This is a genomic window from Microcystis sp. M_QC_C_20170808_M3Col (assembly GCF_007095505.1).
Lineage (GTDB): Bacteria > Cyanobacteriota > Cyanobacteriia > Cyanobacteriales > Microcystaceae > Microcystis.
The window spans coordinates 1-2,895 of sequence record NZ_SFBY01000145.1 but is presented as its reverse complement, the minus strand read 5'-3'; the positions used below and the strand labels follow the sequence as shown (position 1 = coordinate 2,895).

Here is a 2,895-nt window from a genome sequence, read left to right as displayed (position 1 = left end):
AGGAGAGAAGATGCAAGGGTTTTGAGCGATTAAGCGCAGATTTAAGTGCATTTGGGAAGCTCTCAATCAAGCTAAAAGCACTTTCCTGTAAGGTTTTTACCATTATTCAGCCAACCCTAGGTAATTGACCACCTGAAAATGGGTAAAACCCTACACCCCACACCCCACACCCTGCCTCACGAAAAACTTTTTGCCGCAGACCCTAATTGGCACTGTGAATTTATCTGTCTCCTGTAAGACTTTTGATAATCTTTTTAGCCAATCGCTCATTAATTTCTCGATGTCTGGGAATTGGTTCTGTTTTTCCAGTATCTGGATTATGGTAAATATCGTGTTTCCCTCCACGTCTAATCAAATAGCAGCCCGCTTGCTCTAATTGTGCAATTAAATCATGTCTTTTCATGCGAGTTCAAACTCTGCAACTCTCTTGATTCCGGGGATTTCTTCAGTCGTAAATGTTTTGTAGAGATCGACCAAGTTTTCGATTAATTCTTCTAAGTCAACACCTTGGGTCCAATGATCTGGAAATTCATTCAAATAGCCCAAGAACATCCCATCTGATTCTTTCCAATATGTATATGGAATCTTCATGGTGAAATCCTCATTCTGCGTTGCTAAAGATATTAAGTTGACCCCTATTATAACTGAATTGCTCCCAAGCCACGATCAGCTTTATTAGCGGGGAGATTGCCGCCTGACAATTCGTTAATGCAGCCTACCAAAGCGGCGCTCGCCAATTCAGACAGATTAACGGGGATATCTTTAGTGACAAAAGGTTCAGCACAAGCTAATATTAAAGTTGCTATTGAATGGGAATTTAACCAAGATAAGGGAGGTTAGTATGCAAGTTCAAATCGAAAAACGGTATTACACACCTGAAGAATATTGTCAGTTAGAAGAAACAGCAGAATACAAAAATGAATATCTGGATGGAGAAATTATTCCTATGACGGGAGCAACAACCAATCATAATCTAATTGCTGGTAATTTTTATAAAAATTTTCCGACTAAGATTAACAATGAAGATTATTGGGCTTTTATGAGTGATGTACGGTTATGGATGCCAATATATCGCTTTTATACTTATCCTGATGTAATGGTGATTAAAGGCAAACCATTATATGAAGGAAAAGGCACAAATACTGTAACTAATGCGTTAATTATTGTCGAGGTTTTATCAAAATCAACTAGAGATTATGACCGCACTGATAAGTTTAGGTTTTATCGCTCTATTCCTGACTTTAAGGAATATATTTTAATCGATCAATACCGTTGTTATGTGGAACAATTTTATCAACAAAATAATGGAGAATGGTTATTTAAAGTTTATGAATCAGAGAATGATGTTTTAAGGTTGTATTCTGTGGATTTTCAAATCTCATTGCTGGATATTTATCAACGAATTGATTTTACTTTAAGTGAAGAATAATGATTAAATCCCATCTCAATTATCTACCAAAATCAGTTGATATGGCGATTCTCAAGATCAAGAAGGAAACCCAACAAAAAAATAAGAGGATCAAAATAGCGATCGCCCTTTTCAAATCCTATAGTAATCATGACAATTATCCTAGGTTGGGTTGACCCAAGCAAACCCCACAAAAAGCAATGAGAGGAGGGGAATAGCGAGCGCTGATTCAGACAGATTTAGGTGTTGGCTGTTGGGTTTCGTTTTCCCTTAAAATTGAGAGGTTTTCTTTAACATATTTATTCGCTCAACCAAACCTACGAAATTAGACTTTGATTAAGTATTTACTGATTCTAGATGCCTTAAAATCTGTTCTCTTAAATTATCCAAATAATTCTCTACCACATCCCAAACTGTATTAAGGTCAATTCCCCCTAAATAATCATGTACTAAAATATTCCTAAAACCAGAAATATTACGCCAGTCAACATCGGGAATATTTGCCTTTAATTCCTCCGAAAGCCGTTGAGTTGATTCTGCCAAAGTTTGTAAGCGTCCAATGATAGCATCGCTCATCATTGAATTAGCAAAAAACTCCTGTTTTCCTCCTTGGGAATACTCCTGAATTTTATCAATACAGTCTAAAATGTATCCAAGATAAACTTGATCTTCATTCATAACTTAATTGCCTCCTTTAAGATTCGCTGTTTAATTAGATGATGAAGGCTTTTTTCAGTTACTACATCCACTTTACACCCTAAGAGATCCTCTAAATCAACTAATAATCCACCGGGAAACCAAGGGGATGTTTTAGCTAAATCATAATCAATTAAAAAATCAATATCACTATTTTCGGTTTCCTCACCTCTAGCAACGGAACCAAATACACGCACATTAAAAGCACCATGTTTGGTGGCAATTTTTAGGATATCCTCTCGTTTGTCTTGTATGAGTTGTTTTAGGGTCATAAAATAACATCCATCCCGAAGGTTTTTAATGAACAATTAACAGACTAGACTAGAAAAAACTAAATACTGATAACAATTATCGTCGGTTGGATTGACCCAAGCAAACCCAACAAAAAGCCATGAGAAGCGATCGCTAATTCAGACGGATTTAGGTGTTGGGTTTCGCTTTCCCCTAAAATTGAGAGGTTTTCTTTAACCTATTGATTCGTTCAACCCAACAAAAAGGACTAGACCGCGCCTAATTCCCGTAGGAGTTCCATAACCGCTTCATATAACGCCGCGTTTCCTTGCTGGCGGTACAGTTCGGCGGCTTGTCGCAAATCTCTGATCGCTTTTTCCCTTTCTAGTCGATAGTAGTAAAGAGTCCCGCGATTGTTGTAAGCCGTTGCGTATCGGGGATTAATAGACCTCTTGCATAATTTTTTTATGGTATAATATAAGGTTTTGCTTTTTTCTCAATTCTTAGATTGAAGTGGAAAAAAGAATAAAATGTGATCTTAGGTCAGGAAATCATCTATA

6 protein-coding genes are annotated in these 2,895 nt (G+C 36.9%); 2 read left to right on the top strand and 4 right to left on the bottom strand.

Annotation, left to right across the window (positions count from 1 at the left end; genetic code table 11):
* Nucleotides 1–220 precede the first annotated feature (220 nt).
* The gene (locus EWV84_RS06835; protein ID WP_012267861.1) at nt 221–403 is read right to left on the bottom strand and encodes a type II toxin-antitoxin system HicA family toxin; all 183 of its coding nucleotides are present in this window, start codon (nt 401–403) and stop codon (nt 221–223) included.
* Nucleotides 400–591, bottom strand: coding sequence for a type II toxin-antitoxin system HicB family antitoxin (locus EWV84_RS06830; RefSeq protein WP_190718926.1), 192 nt, complete (start codon nt 589–591; stop codon nt 400–402). The genes EWV84_RS06835 and EWV84_RS06830 overlap by 4 nt, the downstream gene beginning before the upstream one ends.
* Nucleotides 592–708: 117 nt before the next feature.
* On the opposite strand from EWV84_RS06830, the gene EWV84_RS06825 reads away from it, so the two are divergent.
* Together EWV84_RS06825 and EWV84_RS06820 are read left to right on the top strand one after the other, a co-directional pair.
* Entirely contained in the window at nt 709–840 is a 132-nt protein-coding gene (locus EWV84_RS06825) for a hypothetical protein (RefSeq protein ID WP_286826430.1), read from the top strand.
* A 1-nt stretch (nt 841) separates the two neighbouring features.
* A complete protein-coding gene (locus EWV84_RS06820) occupies nt 842–1,429 on the top strand; it encodes a Uma2 family endonuclease (RefSeq protein WP_287077363.1) in 588 nt (195 codons plus the stop codon).
* A gap of 315 nt (nt 1,430–1,744) precedes the next feature.
* Here EWV84_RS06820 and EWV84_RS06815 read toward each other — a convergent pair whose 3' ends face one another.
* Both EWV84_RS06815 and EWV84_RS06810 read right to left on the bottom strand, forming a co-directional pair.
* Nucleotides 1,745–2,086 carry a HepT-like ribonuclease domain-containing protein gene (locus EWV84_RS06815; RefSeq protein ID WP_287077362.1) on the bottom strand — a complete coding sequence of 114 codons (342 nt, stop codon included), beginning with the start codon at nt 2,084–2,086 and terminating at the stop codon, nt 1,745–1,747.
* Entirely contained in the window at nt 2,083–2,376 is a 294-nt protein-coding gene (locus EWV84_RS06810; RefSeq protein WP_002733639.1) for a nucleotidyltransferase family protein, read from the bottom strand. The genes EWV84_RS06815 and EWV84_RS06810 overlap by 4 nt, the downstream gene beginning before the upstream one ends.
* Nucleotides 2,377–2,895 lie beyond the last annotated feature (519 nt).

Excerpts from the sequence above, each read along its gene's own strand:
- EWV84_RS06815 (WP_287077362.1), bottom strand. The coding sequence starts at position 2,086 with ATGAATGAAGATCAAGTTTATCTTGGATACATTTTAGACTGTATTGAT.
- EWV84_RS06830 (WP_190718926.1), bottom strand. The coding sequence starts at position 591 with ATGAAGATTCCATATACATATTGGAAAGAATCAGATGGGATGTTCTTG.
- EWV84_RS06810 (WP_002733639.1), bottom strand. The coding sequence starts at position 2,376 with ATGACCCTAAAACAACTCATACAAGACAAACGAGAGGATATCCTAAAA.
- EWV84_RS06825 (WP_286826430.1), top strand. The coding sequence starts at position 709 with ATGCAGCCTACCAAAGCGGCGCTCGCCAATTCAGACAGATTAACGGGG.
- EWV84_RS06820 (WP_287077363.1), top strand. The coding sequence starts at position 842 with ATGCAAGTTCAAATCGAAAAACGGTATTACACACCTGAAGAATATTGT.
- EWV84_RS06835 (WP_012267861.1), bottom strand. The coding sequence starts at position 403 with ATGAAAAGACATGATTTAATTGCACAATTAGAGCAAGCGGGCTGCTAT.